Source organism: Methylophilus glucosoxydans, from assembly GCF_042676145.1.
GTDB classification, from domain to species: Bacteria; Pseudomonadota; Gammaproteobacteria; order Burkholderiales; family Methylophilaceae; genus Methylophilus; species Methylophilus glucosoxydans.
In genome coordinates this window covers 1,197,264-1,219,884 of the sequence record NZ_JBHTJW010000002.1, presented here as the reverse complement: position 1 = coordinate 1,219,884, position 22,621 = coordinate 1,197,264, and the positions used below count along the sequence as shown (strand labels likewise).

22 protein-coding genes are annotated in these 22,621 nt (G+C 52.2%); 9 read left to right on the top strand and 13 right to left on the bottom strand.

The window, feature by feature from the left end; genetic code table 11:
• Window positions 1-6: 6 nt before the first annotated feature.
• Together ACFQ1T_RS08535 and ACFQ1T_RS08530 are read left to right on the top strand one after the other, a co-directional pair.
• Complete coding sequence (locus tag ACFQ1T_RS08535; protein ID WP_194748062.1) at window positions 7-627, top strand: PEP-CTERM sorting domain-containing protein; 621 nt, start codon at window positions 7-9, stop codon at window positions 625-627.
• 80 nt (window positions 628-707) lie between these two features.
• Window positions 708-1,955: a cytochrome-c peroxidase gene (locus ACFQ1T_RS08530; RefSeq protein WP_379075674.1), complete on the top strand. Its 1,248-nt coding sequence runs from the start codon at window positions 708-710 to the stop codon at window positions 1,953-1,955.
• 331 nt (window positions 1,956-2,286) lie between these two features.
• On the opposite strand, the gene ACFQ1T_RS08525 is transcribed toward ACFQ1T_RS08530, so the two are convergent.
• From ACFQ1T_RS08525 to ACFQ1T_RS08500, 6 genes are all read right to left on the bottom strand, one after another.
• Entirely contained in the window at window positions 2,287-3,291 is a 1,005-nt protein-coding gene (locus ACFQ1T_RS08525; protein ID WP_313988187.1) for an AI-2E family transporter, read from the bottom strand.
• A gap of 40 nt (window positions 3,292-3,331) precedes the next feature.
• Complete coding sequence (locus ACFQ1T_RS08520) at window positions 3,332-3,889, bottom strand: IMPACT family protein (RefSeq protein WP_313988190.1); 558 nt, start codon at window positions 3,887-3,889, stop codon at window positions 3,332-3,334.
• A gap of 10 nt (window positions 3,890-3,899) precedes the next feature.
• Entirely contained in the window at window positions 3,900-5,543 is a 1,644-nt protein-coding gene (locus ACFQ1T_RS08515) for a formate--tetrahydrofolate ligase (protein WP_313988192.1), read from the bottom strand.
• A 24-nt stretch (window positions 5,544-5,567) separates the two neighbouring features.
• On the bottom strand, window positions 5,568-7,055 hold the full coding sequence (locus tag ACFQ1T_RS08510; protein WP_313988194.1) for a helicase HerA-like domain-containing protein: 1,488 nt from the start codon (window positions 7,053-7,055) through the stop codon (window positions 5,568-5,570).
• A 230-nt stretch (window positions 7,056-7,285) separates the two neighbouring features.
• The gene (locus tag ACFQ1T_RS08505; protein ID WP_379075670.1) at window positions 7,286-7,828 is read right to left on the bottom strand and encodes a DUF302 domain-containing protein; all 543 of its coding nucleotides are present in this window, start codon (window positions 7,826-7,828) and stop codon (window positions 7,286-7,288) included.
• Between the two features lie 71 nt (window positions 7,829-7,899).
• Window positions 7,900-8,826 carry a CysB family HTH-type transcriptional regulator gene (locus ACFQ1T_RS08500; RefSeq protein WP_379075667.1) on the bottom strand — a complete coding sequence of 309 codons (927 nt, stop codon included), beginning with the start codon at window positions 8,824-8,826 and terminating at the stop codon, window positions 7,900-7,902.
• A 105-nt stretch (window positions 8,827-8,931) separates the two neighbouring features.
• Here ACFQ1T_RS08500 and ACFQ1T_RS08495 point away from each other — a divergent pair, with 105 nt between their 5' ends.
• The 7 genes from ACFQ1T_RS08495 to fdxA all read left to right on the top strand — a co-directional run bounded on the left by ACFQ1T_RS08495 (window position 8,932) and on the right by fdxA (window position 15,495).
• On the top strand, window positions 8,932-9,702 hold the full coding sequence (locus ACFQ1T_RS08495; RefSeq protein WP_194748074.1) for a sulfite exporter TauE/SafE family protein: 771 nt from the start codon (window positions 8,932-8,934) through the stop codon (window positions 9,700-9,702).
• 41 nt (window positions 9,703-9,743) lie between these two features.
• On the top strand, window positions 9,744-11,408 hold the full coding sequence (locus tag ACFQ1T_RS08490) for a nitrite/sulfite reductase (RefSeq protein ID WP_275355694.1): 1,665 nt from the start codon (window positions 9,744-9,746) through the stop codon (window positions 11,406-11,408).
• Window positions 11,408-12,025: a DUF934 domain-containing protein gene (locus ACFQ1T_RS08485; RefSeq protein WP_379075662.1), complete on the top strand. Its 618-nt coding sequence runs from the start codon at window positions 11,408-11,410 to the stop codon at window positions 12,023-12,025. The genes ACFQ1T_RS08490 and ACFQ1T_RS08485 overlap by 1 nt, the downstream gene beginning before the upstream one ends.
• Window positions 12,022-12,780, top strand: a complete 759-nt coding sequence (locus tag ACFQ1T_RS08480; RefSeq protein WP_379075659.1) for a phosphoadenylyl-sulfate reductase — start codon at window positions 12,022-12,024, stop codon at window positions 12,778-12,780. Before ACFQ1T_RS08485 ends, ACFQ1T_RS08480 begins: the two co-directional genes overlap by 4 nt.
• 84 nt (window positions 12,781-12,864) lie before the next feature.
• Window positions 12,865-13,794, top strand: coding sequence for a sulfate adenylyltransferase subunit CysD (cysD, locus tag ACFQ1T_RS08475; protein ID WP_194748082.1), 930 nt, complete (start codon window positions 12,865-12,867; stop codon window positions 13,792-13,794).
• A gap of 1 nt (window position 13,795) precedes the next feature.
• The gene (cysN, locus tag ACFQ1T_RS08470; protein ID WP_194748083.1) at window positions 13,796-15,070 is read left to right on the top strand and encodes a sulfate adenylyltransferase subunit CysN; all 1,275 of its coding nucleotides are present in this window, start codon (window positions 13,796-13,798) and stop codon (window positions 15,068-15,070) included.
• A gap of 101 nt (window positions 15,071-15,171) precedes the next feature.
• Entirely contained in the window at window positions 15,172-15,495 is a 324-nt protein-coding gene (gene fdxA / locus ACFQ1T_RS08465; protein WP_194748085.1) for a ferredoxin FdxA, read from the top strand.
• A 75-nt stretch (window positions 15,496-15,570) separates the two neighbouring features.
• On the opposite strand, the gene rnhB is transcribed toward fdxA, so the two are convergent.
• The 7 genes from rnhB to bamA form a co-directional block, all read right to left on the bottom strand.
• A complete protein-coding gene (gene rnhB, locus ACFQ1T_RS08460; RefSeq protein ID WP_379075654.1) occupies window positions 15,571-16,158 on the bottom strand; it encodes a ribonuclease HII in 588 nt (195 codons plus the stop codon).
• Between the two features lie 4 nt (window positions 16,159-16,162).
• Window positions 16,163-17,326, bottom strand: coding sequence for a lipid-A-disaccharide synthase (lpxB, locus tag ACFQ1T_RS08455; protein WP_194748087.1), 1,164 nt, complete (start codon window positions 17,324-17,326; stop codon window positions 16,163-16,165).
• 12 nt (window positions 17,327-17,338) lie between these two features.
• A complete protein-coding gene (gene lpxA / locus ACFQ1T_RS08450; RefSeq protein ID WP_194748089.1) occupies window positions 17,339-18,118 on the bottom strand; it encodes an acyl-ACP--UDP-N-acetylglucosamine O-acyltransferase in 780 nt (259 codons plus the stop codon).
• Between the two features lie 40 nt (window positions 18,119-18,158).
• Window positions 18,159-18,623 carry a 3-hydroxyacyl-ACP dehydratase FabZ gene (fabZ, locus tag ACFQ1T_RS08445; protein WP_194748091.1) on the bottom strand — a complete coding sequence of 155 codons (465 nt, stop codon included), beginning with the start codon at window positions 18,621-18,623 and terminating at the stop codon, window positions 18,159-18,161.
• A gap of 8 nt (window positions 18,624-18,631) precedes the next feature.
• Window positions 18,632-19,693, bottom strand: coding sequence for a UDP-3-O-(3-hydroxymyristoyl)glucosamine N-acyltransferase (lpxD, locus tag ACFQ1T_RS08440; RefSeq protein ID WP_379075649.1), 1,062 nt, complete (start codon window positions 19,691-19,693; stop codon window positions 18,632-18,634).
• Window positions 19,694-19,781: 88 nt separating this feature from the next.
• Window positions 19,782-20,282 (bottom strand): OmpH family outer membrane protein, encoded by a 501-nt coding sequence (locus ACFQ1T_RS08435; protein WP_275355704.1) that lies wholly within the window; start codon window positions 20,280-20,282, stop codon window positions 19,782-19,784.
• A 51-nt stretch (window positions 20,283-20,333) separates the two neighbouring features.
• Complete coding sequence (bamA, locus tag ACFQ1T_RS08430; RefSeq protein WP_194748462.1) at window positions 20,334-22,604, bottom strand: outer membrane protein assembly factor BamA; 2,271 nt, start codon at window positions 22,602-22,604, stop codon at window positions 20,334-20,336.
• Window positions 22,605-22,621 lie beyond the last annotated feature (17 nt).

Here is a 22,621-nt window from a genome sequence, read left to right as displayed (position 1 = left end):
AGAATCATGATCAAATCTTTGGGCTTTGCCACCCTGCTGGCCTTCACCTTCGCATCCAACAGCAGTGTTGCGGCCACCCCTACCATCGTGTTTTCAAGTGCTGACTATGTGAGCGAATCTGCCGCTTTCGGTAGTTACATCATCGATAACACGGATTATCTGGGTGTACGCCTCACCTTGAGCAGCAGCATGGATATTTCCTACATTGGCGGTAACTTCAGCCAATTCTCCGATGGCAATATCTTTGGGGCGATCGTCAGAGCCGGTGACTGGAATAGCAGCACCCTGGGCGCCAACAGCCTGGCACATACCGTCTTTGCAGCGACCGGTGGCGATCAACTCGCTTCACTGGGCAGCACCGTTCATCTGGCCGCAGGCAGCTATGACATCATCTTTGGTTCCGGTCAATTTGGCGCGACTGGCTACAGTGCACTGGTTGACACACAAGATGCTGCCAGCACCAGCAATATGTTCCAAAGTACCGACGCAGGCGTGACCATCAGCGCGCTGTCCGGCACGGCTGTACGCGTAACCGCCGCCGCAGTGCCAGAAGCCAGCAACACTGCGATGATGCTGGCCGGCCTGGGCTTGACTGGCCTGATGCTGCGCAGACGCCAGTCCAAATAATCACATTTTGTGCCCAACAAAGCGGATGAGCAGCCTGTTTATCCGCTTTTTTACTCACCTCATTCACAACCATGCTCAACTTGAAAACATTATTGCTGACCGTGCTTTGCTTCTCTTCTTTGCAATTGTCAGCTCAGGAAGATGAAGCCTTAGTCCCGCCGCTGGTACAAGAACCCCAGGCGGCCAGTACGCTGTCACCCGCCTCACGCACCCAGGCATTGACGGCGCTGGGCAAACGTCTGTTTCATGATCCGCAACTATCGGCTTCGGGCAAATTATCCTGCGCCAGCTGCCATCAGGCCCAGCACGCGTTTACGCCAGGCAACCCGCAGCCGGTTCAAAAGGGTGGCGACCATATGCAGTTAATGGGAACACGGGCAGTGCCTACCCTGATGTACTTGCAATCCACCCCGCCTTTCACAGAACACTACACCGAAGATGAGGGCTTACAGCCTGGCCTGGATAATGGTCCGGCAGGCGGATTCACCTGGGATGGCCGCGTCAACACGCTGGCCGAGCAAGCAAAAATCCCATTATTTTCAAGCAATGAAATGGCCTCGACACCGAGCCTGCTGGCCAAAAGAATACGCCAGGCTTATCCCCAGGCGTTCAGCCAGTTGTTTGGCACGGCCAGCTTGCAAGCCGACGCCGCCATCACGGATGCGGTTTTATTGGCGCTGCAAACCTACCAGCAAGATGCGACAGAATTTGCGCCCTACTCCAGCAAGTTTGATCACGTCATGCAAGGCCAGGCCCGCTTTACCGCGTTGGAGGAAAAAGGCCTGCGGCTATTTATGGACCCCAACAAAGGCAACTGTGCCAGTTGTCACCAGGCAGCAGTCGTCCATGGTGCCCTGCCGCAATTTACCGATCATGGCTATGCTGCACTGGGTCTGCCACGCAATCCACACATCGCGCAAAATCATGACCGGCACTATTACGACCTCGGCTTGTGCGGCCCGGCCAGACAGGATTTGAATGCAGAGTACTGTGGCTTGTTTAAGGTGCCGACGCTGCGCAATGTGGCGCGCAAAAAAAGCTTTTTCCATAATGGCGTGGTACACACCCTCAGAGATGCCGTGCGCTTTTATGCTGAACGCGATACGGCACCAGAAAAATGGTATCCGCATGACCGTACCGGCAAGCGCCTCAAATTCAATGACCTGCCAGAAAAGTATCAAGACAATATCGAGATGAAAGCCCCGTTTGGCCAACAGCCTGGTGACCCCGCCCCGCTGGATGCAAAGGAGATCGACGCGATTGTGGCCTTTTTAAAAACGCTCAACGATGAAGCGCGCACTGGCAGCCGCCTGGCCAGAGCACCATAATCGCAGCGCGCTATCCCCAAAAAGAAAAAGCCCCGACGGGTCGGGGCCAAAGAGACTTTAAACTTGAAAAACACGCCACAATTACACAAAAGCATCCAAAATGCTGACAATGAGCAGGATGAGCAATCCAAACCATAATACTTTTAGATTAAACCCTGTCATTTCTTGTGTCCTTGCGATGTGTGTAGAATACTTGCCTGGTTAAGCCGCCACAATGGCCCGTTCGGGTCATCTGTTTCAACCTCCGACCACGCCAGGCCAGACTGGCAAATGTGAGCATGACCACCATGGCTGATTAATGTTTTTACCGAATATCCAGACATTGCAGTCCTTAAACCCACTCCCGTGCCCGGCACTCGCTTTTAAGGTAGGCATAGTAAACCGGCGCAGCGACGATGCCTGGCAGCCCAAAAGTGGCCTCCATCAGTAACATGGCGACCAGCAACTCCCAGGCATGCGCGCGGATTTGCCCGCCAACAATACGTGCGTTTAAAAAGTATTCCAGCTTATGAATAACAATTAAAAAGGCTAGCGAGCCCATGGCGATCACAAAGGAATGGCTGGTACTGACTATGACAATCACGGTATTGGACATCAGGTTGCCCACCACGGGCAGCAAGCCAACCAGAAAGGTAATCGCAATCATGGTCTTGGTGAATGGCAGATGTACGCCGCACAACGGCAAAATCACGATCAGGTAAATCGCGGTCAGGCTGGCGTTGACCGCGGAAATTTTCACCTGCGCAAACACGATATTTTTAAACGCCAGCGCAAACAGCGTGATGCGATTGAGCAGGCTTTGCGCAAGCGGTTTATGGTTACCGTGTGTTTGCACATCATGCAAGGCGACCATGGCCCCGATCACCATGCCGATCAGAATATGCGCCAGATGATGCCCGGCCTCCTTGCCCAGCAATTGCCAATCTGCCGAATGTGAACGTAACCACTCAATCACGGTTTGCTGCAAGGTAATCGCATCATCTGGCAAACGCTCGTTGAGCCAGGGCGGCAACACTTTGCGCGAGTCTTCAATGATTCTAGCCAGTTGATCAAACAACATGGCCAAACCGCCGCTGTCACTGCGGATCAGCGTCACAATCCCCATGCCCAAGGCAACCAGCAGGCCGATCACCAGCGTGGCAATCAGCATGACTGCCAGCCATTTGGCATATTTACCCGGCAATTTGCGTGCAATCAGCGGCGAAATGACATGAATCAGCTCAAACACCAGCATGCCGACCAGTAACGCGGGCAATAATTGCACCTGCAATACCAGCCACATTAACCCTACCATGAGCAAACAGGTGGCAGTATCCAGTCGTTGGGTTTGGTTCACGTCGAACTCCGGTTCCTCAGTTGTTCAGTCTATTGCGCGACTAAAACTTGGCGCGTATTTGTTGGGCGGCATCCAGGGGCAGCTTGAGCAGAAAATGCACAGCCTCATCAAACTGCTTGTCCAGAATTTCGCCCTGGCACTTTTGTACTTCGCGGGTCAGTTCATCTACCCGTTTATAACTGGTTGAGATCTTCAGTTGCACCATCTCGACGAAAGGCATGCTTCCGGCTTGATCCATGGCCTGCTTGGCCGTGCCGCCATACGCCCGCACCAAGCCGCCAGTGCCTAAATTGATGCCACCATAATAGCGCACCACCGCCACACAGCAATTGACATAATTCTGCCCATCCAGCATTTGCATGATGGGTTTACCCGCCGTGCCTGCCGGCTCACCGGCATCTGAAAACCGCGCGACGATGCCCTCTGGAGTTTTCATGCGAAACGCATACGCCAAGTGGCCGGCAGTTTGATGCTCGCTGGCAAACTGACGTAAAAACAGGGCCAGTTCGCGCTCGTTTTCACAGCGCTTGGCGCGGGCGATAAAGCGGGATTTATTGATGGTTTGATCGGCTTGACCGAGTTGGCTAAACGTTTGCATGACACAGACTTCAGGATAACCCCTGTATTCTACCATCTGCATCGACGCTAATCCGGCTGCTGGCGGGCTGTTTGGGCAAGCCGGGCATGGTCATCACGTCTCCACAGATAGCGACTACAAAGCCTGCACCACGCGACAAACGCAGCTCTCGCACATGCAATGCATGATCCGCGGGCACATTGCGCAACTTGGGATCACACGAGAACGAATACTGCGTTTTGGCGACACACACCGGCAAGCCCTGGCTGACTTCTGCCAGACGGGCAAGTTGCTGTTGTGCCAGCGCACTAAAGGTCACCCCGCTGGCCCCATAGAGTTTTTGCGCAATGGTGTCTAGCTTTTCAGTCAGGGACAAATCGTCTGCATACAGTAACCAAGGCGTCGATGCTTGTTGGGCCTGGTCAGCCACCGCGTGCGCCAGCGCAATCGCCCCGGCGCCGCCCTGTGCCCAGTGATGGCAGACATGCAGACTGGCGCCCAAGGCTTGTACGGCTGCCTGTACTAACGCGATTTCGGCCTCGGTATCCGCGGTAAAGTGATTCAGCGCCACCACCACCGGCAAATTGAAATGCTGGCGTAAATTCGTCACATGCTTGCGAAGGTTGGCCACGCCTACCTGTAAAGCGGCGAGGTTTTCGCGGTTCAAGTCCGCCACATCCACCCCACCGTGATATTTCAAGGCGCGCACTGTAGCAACGATCACCGCCACATCCGGCCGCAGGCCAGACTGGCGGCATTTGATATCCATGAATTTTTCTGCACCGAGGTCGGCACCGAAGCCAGCTTCAGTCACCACATAATCCGCCAGACGCAAGGCGGTTTGTGTCGCTACCAGAGAGTTGCAGCCATGAGCAATATTGGCAAACGGCCCCCCATGTACCAGCGCCGGCGACCCTTCCAGGGTCTGTACCAGATTGGGTTGAAAAGCATCTTTAAGCAAGGCGGCCATGGCGCCTTCAGCCTGCAAGTCACTCGCCAGAATCGGGCTGCCTGCTGTACTCAAGCCGACCTGAATCCTTCCCAGTCTAGACGTCAAATCGGCCAGATCGGTCGCCAGGCAAAAAATGGCCATCACCTCACTGGCGACGGTGATATCAAAGCCGGTATGGGTATTATTTTCCAGCGTGAGCCGTCTTAAGGCGCGATCATTCATATCTATACAGCGGCGCCAGCTGACGGTGTCAAACTGCAGCGCATTGCCCTGATATATATGGTTATCTACAAGGGCAGCCAGCAAATTATTGGCGGCACTGATGGCATGAAAATCACCGGTAAAATGCAGGTTGATATTTTCCATCGGCACCACCTGCGCATAGCCGCCGCCGGTCGCCCCGCCTTTCATCCCAAACACCGGACCCAGAGAGGGTTCACGCAAACAGGCCATTGCCTGATACCCCGCCTGATTCAAGGCATCGGTCAATCCTATCGTGGTCGTGGTTTTGCCTTCGCCTGCCGGGGTCGGATTGATCGCCGTGACCAGGATCAATTTGGCTTTGGCAGGTTGCGCCTGCAAGCGGTTGACGGTGGCCTGCGTCAGTTTGGCCATATGCTGACCATAGGCATGCACATCGTCCGCCACCAGCCCAAGTTTGCTGGCTATGTTAACGATGGGCGTTAGCGTGGCGGCCTGGGCGATCGCGATATCACTGAGCATGTCTCTTCCTGACTGACTTCACGGTTAACGCTTGCTTTTGCCATTCCCCATGATGGAGCCTAGCACGCCACGGATAATCGCCCGCCCCAGTTGTGAGCCGATGGCGCGCGCGGCTGATTTGGCCGCAGACTCCAGCACCGAGTCTGAGCGGCTGGTTTTACCGCCTAGAATGCCGCCCAAATCAAAGCCTGAACTTTCTTCCTGTTGTTGTGCCTGCGTCGCAGCACTGGCCTGCTCCGCCCGCTGCTTGAGAATCTCATACGCAGATTCACGATCCACCAGCTTGTCGTATACGCCCACAACTAGAGACTGCGCCATCACCTGCTTGCGCTCCACATCGGTCGCCGGTCCGATCCGGCTCTCGGGTGGACAGACAAACACGCGCTCAACCGGCGTCGGCGCGCCTTTTTCATCCAAAAATGACACCAGCGCCTCGCCCACGCCTAACTCGGTAATCGCTGTGGCAACATCCAGCTTGGGATTGGCACGAAAGGTTTGAGCCGCCACTTGTACCGCTTTCTGGTCGCGCGGGGTAAACGCGCGCAAGGCATGCTGCACCCGATTACCCAATTGACCCAACACCACATCCGGAATATCCAGCGGGTTTTGCGACACAAAGTAGACGCCCACGCCTTTGGAGCGCACCAGGCGCACTACCTGCTCGATTTTTTGCATCAGAATGGTCGGCGCATCATTAAACAGCAAATGCGCCTCATCAAAGAAAAACACCAGTTTTGGCTTATCCAGGTCACCGACTTCAGGCAGTTTTTCAAACAACTCGGAGAGCAACCACAGCAAAAGCGTCGCATACACACGCGGCGAATTCAGCAACTTGTCCGCAGCCAGAATATTGATAAATCCCAATCCTTTGCCATCGGTTTGCATCATGTCTTCGAGATTCAAGGCCGGCTCACCAAACAGCACATCGCCACCTTCTGTCTCCAGTTGCAACAAGGCTCGCTGAATGGCACCAACACTGGCGGTAGAAATATTGCCGTACTGGGTCTGATAGGTGGCGGCATTTTCGGCACAATGTTGCGCCATGGCGCGCAAATCCTTTAAATCCAGCAGTAGCATGCCATTGTCATCGGCGATTTTGAAAATCGCATTCAAGACACCGCCCTGCACCTCATTAAGGTTCAGCATGCGTGCCAGCAGCAACGGCCCCATCTCACTCAAGGTGGTGCGCACCGGATGGCCTTTTTCACCAAACATATCCCAGAACATGACTGGATAGGCTTTATTCGCATAGCCAGTCAGCGCCAGCTGCTGCACACGCGCCTCGACCTTGGCGTTGCCACCGCCAACCTGACTCATGCCAGACAAATCGCCCTTCACATCAGCCATAAATACCGGCACACCAATACGCGAAAACTGCTCCGCCAGGCTTTGTAAAGTGACCGTTTTACCTGTCCCGGTAGCCCCGGCGATCAGGCCATGACGGTTGGCCATTTTGGGCAGCATCACACTTTCGATGTCATTATTTTTTGCGATGAGCATAGGTTGAACCATGGAATGCACTCTTAACAATTAAAGTTAAGTTGAGTATAGGGGATGGCTCTAAAAAGGGGAAGATTGTTGTTTTGCCTTAAATGAGAAATCGTTTAAAAAACTTTTAACCACAGAAACACCGAGAAAAGCGATGAGTGTGCACCACAGTAAATCAGAACATAGCGGATTGATGTTGTTCCCTCTGTGGCCTATGTGTTCTCTGTGGTTAAAAAATGTTTTTGTAAGAACTATCAAAAATCCCCACGTCGGGCTTTTTCCATCAACTCAATCAAGGCATTTTCAAGCTGTTGTGCCGAGGCTTGCGCCCTGGCGGTGGGATGCTTGATATTTTTCAAGTCATGCGTGGGTCTGTCCAGCCCCAGATAAAGTTGCCGCTTGCCGTGCGCATCCGGCTTTTCATAAATGGCCAGGCGGCAAGGCGCAAACACCAGAAATTCGGGGTGATCGAGGATAATTTCGGTGCCCATGCTCAGGTTACAAAAGGTGCGGACTTCTTTGATGCCTTGCGGATCCTGGCCGCGCTGTTTCATATGGTCACCAATCGGGAAGTTGGCAGGGTTTACAAAATTCATGCCCTCAGAGAGCGATTTAAGGCTATCTACCAGATCCTGATAACTCACGCCAGGCTGCACCGGCACTTCATAAATGGCGTTATCGAGATCCACATCTGGCATGCCATGACCAATGACACGGACATGCGCCGGCGCGGCCCAAACCGAGCAATGGATAAAAAAACAGAGGCAACACCATCCCTTGAGGTGACTTAAACGCATGAAAGACCTCTCTATCTGTGAAGACTATGCAGCATTACAGCATGCCGCTACGCAGACCAATGTGACGCGCATCACAAGTCCTGATGCAAGGCCCGTTGCACACTGCGCTTGTCATATTGCGGTGACAGCATGGTAATAAAGTTAAGCATGTAATCACGCAAAAAAGCATCCCTGCGCACACCCAGATAAGTGGTGCTGTCAGGAAATAGATGGCTGCAGTCCAGACTTTTTAGCGGTGCATCGCGGGTTTCCTCATAAGCCATATTGGCAATCAACCCAATACCCAGCCCCAGATTGACATAGGTTTTGATCACGTCTGCATCAATCGCCGTAAACACCACATTGGGCTGCAGACCGGCATCGTGAAAGACTTTAGACACCAGTGTGCCGCCAGTAAAGGCAAAGTCATAGGTGATCAGCGGATAGTTGACCAGATCTTTCAGGCTGATGGTTTTCTTTTCCAGCAAGGGATGTTGCGACGGCACGACCAGGCACCGGTTCCAGCTGTAGCATGGCAAGCACGACAAACGGTCATCCTTGCTGATGTTCTCGGTCGCAATGCCGATATCGGCTTCTCCGGCAGCAACCTGTTCGGTGACTTGCGACGGGTTGCCCTGATGAATCGTCAATTTCACATTGGGATACTGCGCCATGAACTGCTTGACCGCAGCAGGCAGGCGATAACGCGCTTGCGTATGGGTAGTGGCAATGGTCAGTTCACCACTGTCTTCGCGGCTGTATTCGTCGCCCACCCGTTTGATATTCTGCATGTCCAGCATGACACGCGCGGCCAGCTCGACAATTTTACGGCCAGGCTCAGTCACGCCGATGAGGCGTTTGCCATTACGCTGAAAAATCTGCAATCCCAACTCTTCCTCTAACAGCTGGATTTGCTTGCTAACCCCAGGTTGGGAGGTATGCAATGCCTCAGAGGCAGCAGAAATATTCAAATGCTGCCGCACCACCTCATGCACATACCGTAACTGGTGAAACTTCATAGATCACCCTTTATAACCAAAAGCTATATCATAGAAGAATTTATTATTAAATCAACACTTAAAAACTTGTTATGATGCCGCGCTTAACTTTTCAAGATACTCCTCATGGAATTCGGATACATATTGGCAGGCTTTGTCGTGGGCTTTTTGGTTGGTCTGACGGGCGTTGGCGGCGGCTCATTAATGACGCCAATTCTGTTGCTTATTTATAACATCAAGCCCGCCGTCGCCGTAGGGACAGACCTGCTCTATGCCTCGATCACAAAATCTGTGGGGATTTTTGCGCATGGCAAACTGGGCAATATTGACTGGCGTATCGTCAAACGCTTGGCCATGGGTAGCGTTCCAGCGTCTCTGTTAACGCTGTGGGCCTTGCACAGCATGGATTTACAGTCAGGCGAAGTGGTATCCACAATCAAATTCTGGTTAGGCATTGCCTTGATGGTGACCTCAGCGGCCGTGCTGTTACGCAACAAATTAATCGCCTTAGTCTCCAAAGACGAATGGATTCCAGCCCATTACGTACCTCCGGCCACCGTATTACTCGGGGTTGTACTGGGCGCGCTGGTCACGCTGACCTCGGTCGGTGCGGGCGCGCTGGGGGTAACAGCGCTGATTCTGCTATATCCCAAGGAGAAAATCACCACGATTGTCGGCAGTGATATTGCGCATGCCGTCCCGCTGACGCTGGTGGCCGGTCTAGGCCATGCCTCCCTGGGCACCATAGACTACCAGTTACTCGGCACCTTGCTGATCGGTTCCATACCGGGCATTTACCTGGGTAGCCATATGAGCTCACGTGTTGCAGAACACTGGGTACGTATTGCCTTGGCTATGATATTGATTTATGTAGGCTTTAAGCTAGTTTTCCATTAAAATACTGCCTCTTCGCTTTTTGCGAACAAAGTGACTCAAGCATGTACAAATACGATCCTATAGACCAACAAATTGTCAATGAACGTGTCGCCCAGTACCGCGACCAGACCCGCCGCTATTTGGCAGGCGAACTCACGGATGAAGAGTTCCGCCCGCTGCGTCTGCAAAACGGCCTGTATATTCAGCGCCATGCACCGATGCTGCGGATTGCCGTACCTTACGGACTCATGTCCAGCAAACAATTACGCAAACTGGCAGACATTGCCAAGCGCTATGACCGTGGCTATGGTCACTTTAGTACCCGTCAGAACTTGCAGCTCAATTGGCCCAAACTGGAAGACACCCCGGAGATTCTGGCTGAGCTGGCGACCGTAGAAATGCACGCCATTCAAACCTCAGGCAACTGCATCCGTAATATCACGACCGACCAGTTTGCCGGCATTGCGCCCGACGAGATCATTGATCCGCGCGCCATTGCTGAAATCATGCGCCAGTGGAGTACCTTCCATCCTGAATTCGCCCTGTTGCCACGTAAGTTCAAGATTGCCGTCTCAGGCACTGAACAAGACCGTGCGATTGTGCAGGCGCATGACATTGGCCTCGAATTTTACAAAGACGCACAAGGCCAGATGGCGATCAAAGTCTGGGTGGGTGGTGGCTTGGGCCGTACACCGATCCTGGGCACTGTGATTCGCGAACATCTGGAATGGCAACATGTGTTGTCTTACTGCGAAGCGGTGATCCGTGTCTATAACATTCACGGCCGTCGTGACAACATCTACAAAGCCCGCATCAAGATTCTGGTGAAGGCGCTGGGCATTGATGAATTCAGACGCCAGGTAGATGAGGAATGGGCCCACCTCAAAGACGGTCCACTCACCATCACTCAAGCCGAACTAGACCGCGTGGCGCATTACTTTGAGCCCATGCCATACAAAACATTACCAGCGCATGATGCCTCTTTTGATGCTGCCGTAGCCAGCAATCCGGCATTTGCTGCCTGGGTCAAACGTTGTGTCCATGCGCACCGTGTTGCAGGCTATCGCGCGGTGACCTTGTCACTGAAACCACACGGCAAAGCGCCTGGGGATATCACCAGCGAGCAAATGCACGTGGTGGCTGACTTGGCCGATGCCTACAGTTTTGGCGAGCTGCGCTCCTCTCACGAGCAAAACCTGATTCTGGCCGACGTGCAATTGTCTGACCTGTTTGCCGTGTGGGAAAAAGCCCGCGCAGCCGGACTGGCCACGCCTAACATCGGCTTGCTGACGGACATTATCTGCTGCCCTGGCGGTGACTTCTGCAGCCTGGCCAATGCCAAATCGATTCCGATTGCTGAAGCCATTCAGATGCAGTTCGACAATCTGGACTACCTGTATGAAATCGGTGACCTTGAGCTCAATATCTCTGGTTGCATGAATGCCTGCGGCCATCACCATGTCGGCCATATCGGCATTCTGGGTGTGGATAAGGATGGTTCGGAGTGGTACCAGGTCACCATTGGTGGCAAGCAAGGTAATGATGCCAGCATCGGTACCGTGATCGGCCCTTCATTCTCGGCAGAAGAAATGCCAGGCGTAGTCAAACGCCTGATTGAGGTCTATGTGCGTGAGCGTAGCGACGAAGAGCGTTTTATCGACACGGTACGTCGTTTGGGCGTAGCGCCGTTCAAGGCCCACGTCTACGCTGAGAAGGAGTCTGCATAATGAGTCAATTAATTCAACTGGGCAGCAACGGCCAGGCCAGCATTGTGGCAGATACTTGGACCCGCGTGGTCCCACCGGCCCCGGCTGAAGAGTCTGTCCGCAAGCAGGCTGGGAAAGTCGTGCTGTTCAAACTGACTGGCGAGCAAACCTATAGTCCAGAACAAATTGCGAATACGCAGATACCAGCCACCGGCAAAATTCTGGTGCCGCTCGCTGTCTGGCAGGCCCGCAAGGCAGAGTTGCAAGTGCGCCTGGCGGCTGGCGAGCTCGGCATTGTGCTGGCCACCAACGAAACCGCCGAGACACTGCAAGCCGAATTTGCAGATTTGAATACCTTGCCAATCATTGCGATTTATGTGGAACGCTTTGCCGATGGCCGCATTTTCACCTTGGGCAACTGGCTACGCACGCGTTACGGGTTTAAAAACGAATTGCGCGCGATTGGCGATGTATTGCGTGATCAATTGTTCTTTCACAAGCGCGCAGGCTTCACCAGCTTTTTAATTCGTGCTGACCGCTCGGCCGAAGATGCACTGGCCAGCCTGAATGACTTCAGCCAGCCCTATCAGGGCGCGGTAGGTGATGTGCCAGTGTGGAGAAGGATACAGCGCGCATGAGTTTCGGCGTCAGCATGCTCAAACCGGCAGCCAGCAATCCTGCGACACGCCCTGAGCTGACAGAAGCCCTGGTTGCTTCTGTCCAGGCCAAGCGCGCCCAAGTAGTAGCCCTGCTTCAGTCTGCGGCGGCAGAGTTTCCGGCCATCACTTTTGCCAATAGCTATGGCGCTGAAGACATGGTGTTGACTGACTTGATCGCCAAAGAGGCCCTGCCCATCGAGATTTTCTCACTGGACACGGGTCGACTGCCCGCAGAAACCTACACCCTGATGGGGGAAGTTGAGCACACCTACGCCACCAAACCGGTGGTGTTTTTCCCCAAGCATGAAGCCGTAGAGCAGTATGTGCGTAGCCAGGGCATCAATGCCTTCTATGACAGCATAGAACTGCGTAAGGCCTGCTGCCATATGCGCAAAGTGGAGCCGCTGCAACGTGCACTGGCTGGCAAACAAGCCTGGATCACCGGCATGCGTGCTGAACAAGCCACCACCCGCAGCAATTTGCCTGTCCGTGAATTTGACGCAGGCAACAAACTGGAAAAATTCAACCCGCTTAGTGACTGGACAGAAAAAGAAGTCTGGGCCTATATCCGGTTGCATGAAGTGCCTTACAACGCCCTGCATGACCAGTTTTACCCCAGCATTGGCTGTGCACCTTGTACGCGTGCCGTCGCCATGGGTGAAGATATCCGTGCCGGTCGCTGGTGGTGGGAAGATCCGACCAGCAAAGAGTGCGGTTTGCACGTAAAGAAATAGTTAACTGCCGGTAAAACGTTAAAGCAGTAATGAGCGTGTATCTACGTTGATCGGCGGTAAAAATTTGATTGGTAATAAATTAAGATGACAACGAAACAACCTTTATCACATCTCGACTGGCTCGAAGCTGAAGCCATTCATATCCTGCGTGAAGTGGCTGGTCAGTGCGCCAACCCTGTGTTGCTGTTCTCCGGCGGCAAGGATTCGTTGTGCATTTTGCGTCTGGCAGAAAAAGCCTTCCGCCCAGGTCGCTTCCCTTTCCCGCTCATGCATATCGACACCGGTCACAACTATCAGGAAGTGGTCAATTTCCGTGACCAGCGCGCTGCCGAGCTAGGCGAGCGCCTGATTGTGCGTTCAGTGGAAGACTCCATGAAGCGTGGCACTGTGGTGCTGAAAACGCCGGATGAGCCACGCAACAAACATCAGTCGGTGACCCTGCTGGAAGCCATTGAAGAGTTCGGTTTTGACTGCTGCATCGGCGGCGCCCGCCGTGATGAAGAAAAAGCGCGCGCCAAGGAACGGATCATGAGTTTCCGTGACGAGTTTGGCCAATGGGATCCGAAAAACCAGCGGCCGGAATTATGGAACCTGTACAACGCCCGTGTGCACAAAGGGGAAAACATCCGCGCCTTCCCGATCTCAAACTGGACGGAAATGGATGTCTGGCAATATATCGAGCGTGAAAAACTGGAGCTGCCTAGCATCTACTTTGCCCACCAGCGCGATGTGGTGATGCGTCATGGTGCGATTTTCCCGGTCAACGTGCCGCTGACTTCTGGCGAATTGATCAACCAGCCCAAGGCCGGTGAAGAAGTCATCAACATGCAGGTACGTTTCCGTACCGTCGGTGACGTCACCTGTACAGCGCCCGTCATTTCTGATGCCGATGATGTGAGCAAAATCGTGGTAGAAACCGCCACCACCACCATTACCGAGCGTGGCGCAACGCGTCTGGACGATCAAACTTCCGAGGCTTCGATGGAGCAGCGTAAGAAAGAAGGTTATTTCTAATATGACAACACAACACAACGACTCTTTGCTGCGCTTCATGACCTGCGGCAGCGTGGATGATGGCAAAAGCACGCTGATTGGCCGCTTGCTGTATGACACTAAAACCATCCTGGCAGATACGCTCAACAACATTGAACGTACTTCGAAAAAACGCGGTATGGAAGCCGTGGATCTCTCCTTGCTGACCGATGGTTTGCAAGCCGAGCGCGAACAAGGCATTACCATTGATGTGGCTTACCGCTATTTCAGCACCGGTACCCGCAAATACATCATCGCCGATGCCCCTGGTCACGAGCAATACACCCGCAACATGGTGACCGCCGCATCAACGGCTAACCTGGCGATTATCCTGATCGATGCGCGTAAAGGCGTACTGACCCAAACCCGCCGCCACAGTTATCTGGCGCATCTGGTCGGCATTCCCCATATTGTCGTGGCAGTGAACAAGATGGATCTGGTCAATTATGACCAAGCCGTCTTTGACAAAATCAAGGCGGATTACACGGCATTCGCCACCGAGATCGGTCTGGCGCAAGCGCGTGACATCAAATTCATTCCCATGTCTGCACTCAATGGTGACATGCTGGTAGACCGTCTGGAGAATCTGAACTGGTACCAGGGCGAAACCTTGCTGGAGCTGCTGGAAGCGGCCCCGGCTTCAAATAGCGAGGCATCAGAAGCCTTCCGCTTCCCGGTACAGTTTGTCTGCCGCCCACATGATTCAGCCAATCCCGACCTGCATGATTTCCGTGGCTTTATGGGGCGCGTTGAGTCCGGCGAAATCGCCGTCGGTGATGCGGTCACAGTATTGCCGAACGGTTACCAGTCTAAAGTCAAGGCGATTCAACTGGGCGCCGAGCAACTGCAACGTGCGCAAACGGAGCAAAGCGTAACCCTGCTGCTTGAAGATGAAATTGATACCTCACGCGGCGATATGATCGTGAAAACCAGTCAAGCGCCTGAAGCCGTCAAACACATTGAAGCACATGTCTGCTGGCTGTCAGAAACCCCATTGTCGCCGGCACGGACTTACATAGTGCGTCACACCACGCGCGAATCCAAAGCCAAAATCGGCAGCATTCAATACAAGGTAGACGTCAATACGCTGGAGCAACAGGCGACTACTGATCTCAAAATGAATGATATCGCCCGCGTAAGCTTTAAGCTGGCGCAACCGCTAATGGTAGACAGCTATGATAAAAACCGTGCCACCGGCGCGTTTATCGTTATTGACGAGAGCACCAACAACACGGTTGGCGCAGGCATGATTGTCTAAACCAGCGCAAGCGGATGTCACACAAAGCCATCCATCGTCAATTTGGCTAAATTGCAATAAAATATCGTTTTGGCCCTAAAAGCCCACAAAGGATTTAAAACATGACTTATGTAGTAACCGAAAATTGTATTCAGTGCAAATATACCGACTGCGTAGATGTGTGCCCGGTAGACTGCTTTGTTGAAGGCCCTAACTTTCTGGCAATCAACCCGGATGAGTGCATTGACTGCACGCTGTGTGTGGCCGAATGCCCGGCAGAAGCCATTTTCTCTGAAGATGATGTGCCAGCCAACCAGCAGCACTTTATCGAACTCAATGCCCGTTTGGCAAAAGTCTGGCCGACCATTACCGCACGCAAGGAACCCTTGCCGAATGCCGATGAAATGAATGGCAAATCCGGCAAGACTGAACTGCTGGTCGAATAAGTTTTTCTGGCCTTGAGGTCACAAAAAAGCCGCTTTTAAAAAGCGGCTTTTTTATTGCGACTGGCATCCAAGTGCTTAACTGTCCATGGCTATGAGCAGTTTTTTAACTGGTGCATAACTGCGCCTGTGCTCAGGCGTGACGCCATGTAAGGCCAGGCGCTCAAGATGCAACGCGGTGGGATAGCCTTTATGCTGGGCAAAGCCATAGTCGGGATATTGCGCGTCTAATTCCAGCAATGAAGCATCTCTGGCGGTCTTGGCCAAAATAGAGGCTGCCGAAATTTCAGCCACTTTGCTATCGCCTTTGACAATGGCTTCACAAGGGATCTGGAATGCAGGTTTACGATTACCGTCCACCTGGATCAGTGTGGCCTGTACATCAAACTGGTCGCACATGGCCTGGTAAGCACGCTGCATGGCGAGCAGGCTGGCCTGCAAGATATTGATCCGATCAATATCTTGCGCACTGACGCTGGCAATGCCCCAGGCCAAAGCCTGTTGTTTGATGGTGATCGCCAGTGCGTCACGCTTGGCTTCAGATAACTTTTTCGAGTCTGCCAGGCCTGCGATAGGTCTGGACGGATCCAGAATGACTGCGGCGGCATACACTGCGCCAGCCAAAGGTCCCCTACCTGCTTCATCAATACCACACAGCATTTGCATCGCGTTAAGCCTGAAGAAACTGTCTAATCACAGCCGCCGCTTTTTGCGCGCTGTTTTGCTTGAGCTGCGCGTGAATATGGCGATACTTTTCTTGTAGCGCACTCAAGCCAACTTTATCAGCCAGCAGATTGTAGAGTGTTTGCGCAATGCGCTCCGGAGTCGCGTCATCCTGTAACAATTCAGGCACAATAAACTCACCAGCCAGGATGTTAGGCAAGCCAACATAAGGCTGCAGACGCATACGTTTAAGCAATTGCCAGCTCATATTGGACATCTTGTAGGTAATGACCATCGGCTTCTTGAGCAACGCGGCTTCCAAGGTTGCTGTGCCTGAGGCGACCAGCACCGCATCTGCGGCTGTCATCGCATCATGTGCGTGGCCGAACATGATTTGCAGGTCTATGCTGGTCTCAGGTTTTTGCGTTAATAACTGGTGCCAGGCACTGGTAAAAATATCACGGGTTTCTCGCGTCACCAATGGCACCAGAAACTGCGCTTGCTGGCCGTTTTCACGCATCAGGCGATCAAATACAATCGCTGTTTCCAGAACAAGTTCTGCATGAAACGTCACCTCTGACTGGCGGCTACCAGGCAGCATCGCAATCACCACTGTGTCTTTTTTGAGTTTGAGTTTCTCGCGGGCTTGCTCAACAGGCGGCTCCATCGGTAGCGCATCCGCCAGAGGATGGCCGATATAGGTGACAGGCACGCCGACCTGCTGGTAAAGCGCAGGTTCAAACGGAAACAAGGCCAGCATATGTGAAACCGCCCGCTTGATTTTGTGAATCCGGTTTTTACGCCACGCCCAGATAGAGGGGCTGACATAATGCACAGTCGCGATGCCCTTGGCTTTGAGCTTACGCTCCAGCCAAAAGTTAAAGTCTGGGGCATCAATACCGATGAATACATCGGGCTTTTCAGTGAGAATCTGCTTGTACAACTGGCGGCGTAACTTGAGCAGGCCCCATAGATGCTTGAGCACTTCAAGATAGCCACGTACCGATAAACGTTCGATCGGGAATAAGGATTTGGCACCCAGGCTCATCATTTTAGGACCCGCAATGCCAAAAATCTCGACGTCAGGTTGCGCTGCTTTCAGCTCCTGAATCAAGTGATAGCCCAGCAAGTCTCCGGAGGCCTCTCCCGCCACCATTGCAATCTTAGCCATAATGTGTGTGAATTAACGGACAATGCCGCGCGTGGTCTGCGCGAGAAAACGGGTCATCAAGCCAATTTCCGGGCAGGATGTTTCCATGTCAGCCAAGGCCGCTTTTGCTTCTTCTAACGACAAGCCTTGACGATAAAGCACTTTATAGGCGCGCTTGATTTGCTGTATGGTCTCAGCACTAAAGCCTCTACGCTTGAGGCCCTCGGCATTAATCCCATGCGGCTGCGCGTCATACCCCGCTGCCGTCACATAGGGCGGAATATCCTTGAACACCACAGACCCAACCGCGGTAATAATATGCTCACCGATCTGGCAATATTGGTGGATTAAGGTAAAGCCGCCAAGAATGGCATGATCATAAATAGTGACATGCCCTGCCAGCGAGGAGTTATTCGCCATGATGGTATGGTTGCCAACGATGCAATCATGGGCAATATGTACATAAGCCATAATCCAGTTATGACTGCCGATTTTGGTCGTGCCTTTATCCTGAACCGTGCCACGATTAAAGGTACAAAACTCACGGATGACATTGTGATCACCGATTTCCAGCAGCGTAGGCTCATCCTTGAATTTTTTGTCTTGTGGCTTTGCCCCTAGCGATGAGAATTGAAAAATCTCGTTATGCTTACCAATGGTGGTGGGGCCTTCAATCACCACATGTGAGGCGATTTTGGTACCCGCATCAATACGGACACCCGCACCTATGGTGCTATACGCGCCCACTTCGACCGAGCTATCCAGCTCGGCTTTGGGATCAATAATTGCGGTAGGATGAATCAAACTTTGCATGTTTCGCCTGCTACGCCCTCATGAGCGCAGTATCATATCGTTATTTTTCAATGGCTTTCAGGATACACATCATGTTGGCCTCGGCCACCACTTCGTCTCCTACTTTGGCCACGGCGACATATTTCCATATACCCTTCAGGATACGGTCAATTTTGACATTGAGCACGATCTGATCACCTGGGGACACCGGCTTTTTAAAGCGCACATTGTCTATGCCAGCAAAATAATATACGGAGTCATTGGTCGGCTTGGTACCCATCGTTTTAAATGACAGGATGGCTGCCGCCTGTGCCATGGCCTCAACAATCAAGACGCCCGGCATCACAGGGTGGTATGGAAAATGGCCTGGAAAATAAGGCTCGTTGACCGAAACGTTTTTGACGGCGGTGATCTCTTTACCCAACTCCATAGACAGTACGCGGTCAACCAGCACAAACGGATAACGGTGCGGTAAATGTTCTAGTATCTCATGAATATCCATGCTATTCATTGGGTTCTCAGCCATAGTCTCTCTCAATCTTTTGAATGTCTCTGTATATTGCTAATTGCTTGCTCAAGCTGCTTGAGCTTGAGCTGATATTGTTCCAGATGCCGGATATTGGCCGCGGTCCGCAACCAGTCTGCATGTTTTTGGAATGGCATGAGCGCCGTATAAGTGCCTGCCTGCTGGATAGAGCGCATAATCATGGAACCAGGCGAGATGGTGACACCATCTGCAATCTGCAGATGGCCCAAAATCATGGCCGCGCCACCGATTTTGCAATGTTCACCGATCACTGCACTTCCTGCGATGCCCACGCAGCCAGCAATCACCGTATGCGCGCCAATGCGGACATTATGGGCGACCTGTATTAAATTGTCCAACTTCACACCGTCTGCAATGACCGTGTCATCCAAAGCGCCGCGATCGACTGTGGTATTTGCACCGATATCCACGTGATTTCCGATCACTACCCGGCCTATCTGCGGTATTTTAACCCATTCGCCCTGCGCTTCTGCGTAACCAAAGCCATCATTTCCAATAATACAGCCAGAAAACAAATGGCAATGGCTGCCAATCTGGCTGCCATGCTTGACCACCACACGCGGTTCCAGCACGGTATGCGCACCAATGCTTACATCGTCTTCGATCACGCAACCGGCACCAATTCTGACCCCTTCGCCCAGCACAACGCGGTCACCAATATAAACCTGCGCCTCAACGGTTAACTCGGACTCATGCTGTACCGCTTGCCCAAGCACGGCGGTTGCATGAATCTGGTTCTGGTAAGTACGCGGCGGATTCAATAGCGCGGACAGCCTTGCGAAGTAGGCATAAGGATTATCCGTCAGAATACACGGCAGTGCCGTTAAATGCTGATGCTCAGGCCGTAAAATGATGGCAGATGCCTGAGTGGCCTGTAAGGATTGTGTATATTTGGTATCGTTAAAAAAAGCAATGCTGCCTGGCTGCGCCTGCGACAAGGAAGCCATGCGAGACACGGTCAGGGCGCTCGCATGTTGTGACTGCTCGCCTAGCCATAGCTCACCGCCCAGAGACGCAACAATCTCTTGTAATGTATAGTGTTGCGCCATAAAAAAACAACCCTAGAAAACAACTTTAGAAAAATAACTCGAAAACAACATGACTAAGCAGCGGACAACCCAAAGCCAGGCAAAATCTCTATTTTTTACCTAGCAATTTCAGCACTTTATCCGTGATATCAATACGCTTGCTGGCATAAGCAACTCCACTGTAGGCGACTAGATCATAGCCTTCGTTCTCAGCCACGGTCTGAACCGCTTTATTGATACGTTCTTGCAACAAGGCCAGCTCTTCATTTTTGCGCAAATTAATATCTTCACGCAATTCACGCTGCTTGCTCTGAAATTCAAGGCGTGAATTGTTCAATTGACGCTCTTTCAGGCGGCGATCTGACTCAGTCAAATTTGAACGATCATGATCGAGCTGCGTTTCCAACTCACGAATCTGTTTTTGCAGCTTATCAAGCTCGAGTGAGCGCGGACTAAACTCTTTTTCAAGCTTTTTACCCGTCTCGGCGGTTTGCGGTGCCTCTTGCAGAAGCTTGTCCACCTGTACATACCCGACTTTGTAATAATCGGCGGCTTGTGCATGAGCACAACACAATACAATCGCTAGCACGCTAAACCAGATGCTTCTCATGAGAGTCCTCCTTTCCGCGCCAGCATGATGAGTGATTTGACACAGCATGCGTTAGAACTGCTGTCCAAACTGGAATTGCAGCACTTGTGTGTTGTCATAACTTTTACTATTCAAAGGCTTGGCCAGTACCAATTTCAACGGTCCAAATGGCGACACCCAGGTCACGCCTGCACCGGTTGAGAACCGCAAATATTCCGAGTTAATCGGATCATCTTGCCCGTAAACTCCCCCCGCATCCAAGAACACGCTCAGTCGGAACTGACTAGACTGGGTGACAAACGGCACTGGCATAAACAATTCCGCATTGCCTAAAACCTCTTTGGTGCCGCCCAGCGCATACGTTGAACCTGACGTTGGGTTTATACCTCTAGGGCCTAATGAAGAGTTCACAAAACCGCGGACACTGTTTACACCACCCAGATAAAAGTTTTTAAAGAAAGGATAGTTTTTACCACCATAACTGTTCGCATAGCCAACTTGCCCGTTTAGCATGAAGGTAAAGTTATCATTTAACTCTTTATACCAGGCATGCTGGTAAGTGGTTTTGTAATACTGCAGATTGAGCCCCGGCACACTGACCTCGCCAGAGAGTCTTTGTAACACACCGCGATGCGGGAAAAGAATGCTGTCCCTGGAGTCAAAGGTCCAGCTGGCATTGGCCACTAAGGAGTTGCTGTCACAGCCACTGGTATTACCGCAGAAGTTAATGTATTGGATCGGACTGCTGCTACTCAAGCTGACATTGGTAAAGTCTAGCGTCAGCCCGGCATTGACAAAGTCCCTTTCTGACAGCGGCATACCAAAGTTAACACCCACGCCATAAGAACGGCTGCTATAGGTACCCACATTTAACAAACTACTATTGGTATTACCAGTGTTGACATCACGCCGGTAAATATCAAAACCACGACTGATCCCGTCTGGGGTGAAGTATGGGTTGGTATAGGATAACGAGTAGGTTTTATTGTAGTTACTGGTATTAACCACCAACGCGACACGGTTACCGGTGCCGAGGAAGTTCGGCTGGTTGACGTTGAAGCCCAGAATCACGCCACTGCTACTGGACAAACCAGCACCGAACTGGACACTACCGGTGGCCTTTTCTGCAACCGTCACGTTCATATCGACCTGATCATTGATGCCAGGGACAGAAGGCGTCTCCAGCTCGACCGTGTCAAAGAAGTTCAAGCGCTGGATACGCTCTTTTGAACGCTTGATTTTATCGCCTGCATACCAGGCAGACTCTAGTTGACGCATCTCGCGTCTGACCACCGCATCACGCGTACGTGTGTTCCCTTGTACGTTAATCCGTCTGACATAGACTTTACGGCCAGGATCAACAAAGAAGGTAAATGCAACAGTATGCTCTTGCTTATTGATCTCGGGCACCGCGTTGACATTGGCAAAGGCATAGCCTTCTTCGCCCAGCTTGTCATTAATGTTTTTGCTGGCGTCGGTGACTTTTTGGCGATTGAATACTTCGCCATCCTGAATATTAATCAGTTTGCGCAGATCGTCTTCTGGCAGCAATGTCTCGCCAGCCAGCTTGGTTTTGCTGATATTGTATTTATCACCCTCGGTGATATTGATGGTGATATACACGTCCCGCTTGTCTGGCGAAATGGAAACTTGCGTGGAATCAATCGCAAACTCCAGATAGCCCTGGTTCATGTAAAACGAACGTAAGGCTTCCAGGTCCGCAGTCAGCTTTTGCTTGGAATACTGGTCATCCTTGTTCCACCAGCTCATCCAGTTTGGAGTCGTCAGTTGAAAGTTTGCACGCAAATCCTGCGTGGTAAACAAATGATTACCCACGATATTGATATCGCGGATTTTGGCTGCAGGGCCTTCGGTAATCTCAAAGCGGATAGCGACGCGGTTACGCTCCAGCGGACTTGCCGTGGCTTTAACCTCTGCGCTGTACTTGCCTTGTGACAGATACTGGCGCTTGATTTCCTGTTCGGCGCGATCTAACTGGGCTTTATCAAAAATCTGCCCTTCGGCAATGCCGATCTGCTTCAGGCCCTCTTTGATTTTGTCCGTTTGAAACGATTTGTTTCCGCTAAAATCAATTTGTGAGATAGAGGGGCGTTCCTGAACGGTGACAACCAGCACATCGCCTTCATTTTCAATACGCACATCCTTGAAAAATCCGGTGGCATAGAGGGATTTAATCGCTTGCGCAGCTTTTTCATCACTCATGACATCGCCCACCTGCATGGGCAAGTAGTTAAATACAGTCCCAGCCTCGGTGCGTTGCAAACCTTCAACGCGGATATCTGAAATGACAAACGGTTCTGTGGCGTAAGCGCTGAAATGCATCACTCCAGCTAACAAAC